The sequence below is a fragment of the Streptomyces sp. PsTaAH-137 genome (assembly GCF_003259365.1).
GTDB lineage: Bacteria > Actinomycetota > Actinomycetes > Streptomycetales > Streptomycetaceae > Streptomyces.
This window is the reverse complement of record NZ_QLLY01000060.1, coordinates 1-3,345: the sequence shown is the minus strand read 5'-3', so window position 1 is coordinate 3,345 and position 3,345 is coordinate 1. Positions and strand designations below refer to the sequence as shown.

Annotated in this window: 4 protein-coding genes; 2 read left to right on the top strand and 2 right to left on the bottom strand. The window is 71.7% G+C overall.

The window, feature by feature from the left end:
• Positions 1–773: acyl-CoA dehydrogenase family protein (locus K377_RS40735; RefSeq protein WP_258395321.1), on the top strand; the 773-nt coding region annotated here is incomplete at its 5' end.
• A 14-nt stretch (positions 774–787) separates the two neighbouring features.
• Here the strand turns inward: K377_RS40735 and K377_RS40730 are convergent.
• Both K377_RS40730 and K377_RS40725 read right to left on the bottom strand, forming a co-directional pair.
• Positions 788–1,312 (bottom strand): MerR family transcriptional regulator, encoded by a 525-nt coding sequence (locus K377_RS40730; RefSeq protein ID WP_161195156.1) that lies wholly within the window; start codon positions 1,310–1,312, stop codon positions 788–790.
• Positions 1,313–1,692: 380 nt separating this feature from the next.
• Positions 1,693–2,304: a TetR/AcrR family transcriptional regulator gene (locus tag K377_RS40725; RefSeq protein WP_161195155.1), complete on the bottom strand. Its 612-nt coding sequence runs from the start codon at positions 2,302–2,304 to the stop codon at positions 1,693–1,695.
• 235 nt (positions 2,305–2,539) lie between these two features.
• Here K377_RS40725 and K377_RS40720 point away from each other — a divergent pair, with 235 nt between their 5' ends.
• Positions 2,540–3,337 (top strand): AfsA-related hotdog domain-containing protein, encoded by a 798-nt coding sequence (locus K377_RS40720; protein ID WP_161195154.1) that lies wholly within the window; start codon positions 2,540–2,542, stop codon positions 3,335–3,337.
• The last annotated feature ends 8 nt before the right edge of the window (positions 3,338–3,345 follow it).

The window sequence follows — 3,345 nt, the reverse complement described above, 5'->3', positions numbered from 1 at the left end:
GGACGGTCACCGGAACCTGGCGGCCCGTCAGCGCCGTCACCCACGCGCAATGGGTCCTTCTGGCGGCCCCCGAGGAGAGCACCGCCGGCACTCCGGTGCGGGTCTTCGCCGTCCCCGCCGACCGGATCACCGTCGAGGAGTCCTGGAACGCCGTCGGCCTGCGGGCCACCGCGGGACACACGGTCCACGCCCACGACGTGCACGTACCCGAGCACCTGACCTTCCCCCTCGGCGAGTTGCTCGCCGGCGCCGCCGCCCCCGGACGCTCCCGCAGCCATGCCGTCCCCGCCCAGCTGGCCGGCGGTCTCATGTTCGCCGCCACCGCGCAGGGAGCGGCCCGCCGGGCCGTGCGCCTGTGGACGGACTGGGCCGCCACCCCGTCGCCCGGCACCGGCCGCGCGCGGACCGCGTCGCCCGCCGTCGCTACCACGCTGGCCACCGCGTCGGCGCGCGTCGACGCGGCCGGGCTGCTGCTGGAGCGCGCGGCCCGGCGGGCCGACACCGATCCGGTCTCGGACGTCCTGGTCGCGACGAACCAGCGGGACGCCGCCGTCGCGGCACAGATGCTGGCCGACGTGGCAGCGGAGCTGATGCGCGGCGGGTCCCACGTCCTCGACGCGAACGGTGAACTGCACCGGATGTGCCGGGACGTGCACACGGTCGCCGCGCACGCGGTGCTCCGCGTCGAGGCGGCGGCCACCGCCTTCTCCGCCGCCATGGAGAGCGGCCTGGAGTGGGGGAGAGGACTGGAAGGAGGCCGACGGCCCGCATAGGTGCGGCACGGCGGCTACCCCCGCGCGGACGCCGCGGGACGCGCGGAGGTGGCAGGGCGCGCGGAGGCGGCAGGGCGCACAGCGGCAGCCGTGCGCGCGGAGACCACGGCACCCGCGGACGCGGGGCGTGCCGGAGCGGGGGCCGCGCTCATCGCGCGCTCCCGCTCGCGGTAGAAGCTGATCTTCCAGTCGAGTTGGCGCAGCGTCGCCGTCATGCCCTCCACCTGCGCGCTCGCGCGGGTGCGATGGGCCTCGAGCAGGTGCCGTCGCTCGGAGACCGTCGCGTCCCCGCCGCGTGTCAGTTCCATGTACTGGGTCATCTCCGCCAGTGGCATCCCCGTGCTGCGCAGGTGGTTGAGGAACTCCAGCCAGCGCAGGTGGGCCGGGTGGTAGACGCGCTCGCCGGCGCTCGGCGGGGCGTCGGAGGCGAGGTCGATCAGCCCCTCGTCCTCGAACCAGCGCAGCATGTCCGGGGTGAGGCCGGTGATGCGGGCCAGGTCGTCCCGCGTGTAGGTGGTGGGCCGCGACGAGGAGGGCATACAGGCGTCCTTTGCTCGGAAGATGCGTGCTCTGGGGCGTGCCGGGCCCTGCCGCCCGTGCGCGGCCGGGCCGGTGGTGCCGGGCGAGAGGCCGTGCGGTGCGGGCGCCGCTGCCGGTCGGGGAACGCGCACGGGCGGAAGGTCCATCTGCCGTTCGCGCGCGGGCCGTTGGAAGCCCGGGCCGAGAGGTCCGGGCATTTTTGATTCCTTCGTAAAGGTATTTTATGGAGCGGGGAAACGCAACCGCGGCGCGGGCGGGACGGCGGGGCGGTCGCAGCTAGCCAACCATCTGGTTGGTTGCTACATGCGTATGGTTCCGCACGGGAACGTGGGAGGGGGCTGCAGCCGGATCCGGCTGCAGCCCCCTCCCACGTCGCCGGTCAGACGCCGCTGCGCTCGCCGATGACGCTGTCGATGATCGCCTCGCCGTGCCGGATGATGCTGGCGCGCAGCAGGCTCCAGCTCGCCTCGCTGTCGTGGCCCGGGCCGAGCATCAGGCGCCGCTGCTGCGGCACGATGAAGGGCCAGGACGACAGCCCGACGAGTTCGAGCAGGATGCGCGCCGCCTCGGTGGGGTCGTCGATGCCCAGCGCCATGCTCAGGGCGACGGTCTTGCGGACGTAATAGGTCTCGCGCTCCTTCTCGTCGGGGATCGGCTGGTCCCGGTAGTGCAGGCCCTCCCAGGCCAGCAGGGAGACCAGGTCGCCGTGGGTGCGGTGGTAGTCGAAGACGTCGCCCACGTACGAGCGCAGGCCCTCCTCCGTCGTCGGGATGGGCACCAGGGACCCCATGTGCTGGTACACCTTCGCCATCACGGCGGAGAAGAGCATCTCCTTGTTGCCGAAGTAGGCGTAGATCCGCTGCTTGTTGACGCCGGAGCGTTCGGCGATGCGGTCCACGCGGGCGCCGGCGAGGCCGAACTCGGAGAACTCCGCCTGCGCGGCCTCCAGGAGCTTCTCGCGGGTCTGCTGACTCTTGGCCGTGGGTGTCATGGGGAGAGGGTACCGCAGAACCAACCAACTGGATAGTTGGGCTAGCGGAGGCCAACCGTCGTGGCGTGGAGTCCGCAGAAAAAACCAACTAGATGGTTGCATCGGTGGCCGGTCCCGTTCTACGGTTTGGCCATCGGAACCGCCGACGAGTACCTGGGCGGGGCCGGAGCACTACGACATTTCGTCATCACTACAGGCCGCTCCCACCCGGGACGCCCCATCTAGGAGACCCAAAATGCCGAGCGCAACCCAGCCTCTTCTGCTCGTGGGTGACCGATTCGCCGGATTCACCGTCCAGGACCACGTGCAGACCGTCACGCAGCTGATCGAGGACCTGCACCAGGGCGTCTACGGCGAGGACAGCGCGCCGATCCACATACGGGCGGGCCAGGGCGTCACGCTGGAGGACCACGAGGCCGTCTGGGACGAGTTCTTCCTGCGCGGCCTCGCCGACCGCCTCGACTTCCCCTACGCCGACCCCGCCCTCGCCGGCCGCGGCGAGGCCCACAAGCACTGCGAGACCAACACCCTCATCGCCAACCTGCGCCGCGACGACGACACCACCTTCGCCGCCGACCTGCGCCTGCACAACGACAACGAGCTCCTGCTGGACCACCAGACGGGGGAGCACGTCCAGGGCATGGTCGCCATCGAGGCCGCGCGGCAGATGTTCCTCGCCGTCAGCGAGCGCTACTTCGCCTCCCACCACCCGCAGCGCCGCTACTACTACGTCATCGAGTCGATGAACACCGCCTTCGAGAACTTCCTCTTCCCCCTCGACGCCACCGTCGAGTACCGCATCACGCGCGCCGACATCGCCGACCCGACCCGCCTGTCCTTCACCGCCGACGTCGGCATCATGCAGGCGGGCCGCCGGTCCTCCCTGACCGCGGTGGCCTTCACCGCCTTCGAGGCGCACGTCCTGCAGGCCAAGGAGCACCGCCGCGCCGAGAAGGCCGTCGCCCACCAGTCCCGCGAAGCCGTCGCCGCGGCACCGGACTTCGCCCCGCAGCCGGTCCTCGCCGCCGCCTGAGAGCTTGC

Bases quoted from the DNA above. Each gene is read 5' to 3' on its own strand.
- K377_RS40730 (WP_161195156.1), bottom strand. From the start codon at position 1,312: ATGCCCTCCTCGTCGCGGCCCACCACCTACACGCGGGACGACCTGGCC.
- K377_RS40725 (WP_161195155.1), bottom strand. From the start codon at position 2,304: ATGACACCCACGGCCAAGAGTCAGCAGACCCGCGAGAAGCTCCTGGAG.
- K377_RS40720 (WP_161195154.1), top strand. From the start codon at position 2,540: ATGCCGAGCGCAACCCAGCCTCTTCTGCTCGTGGGTGACCGATTCGCC.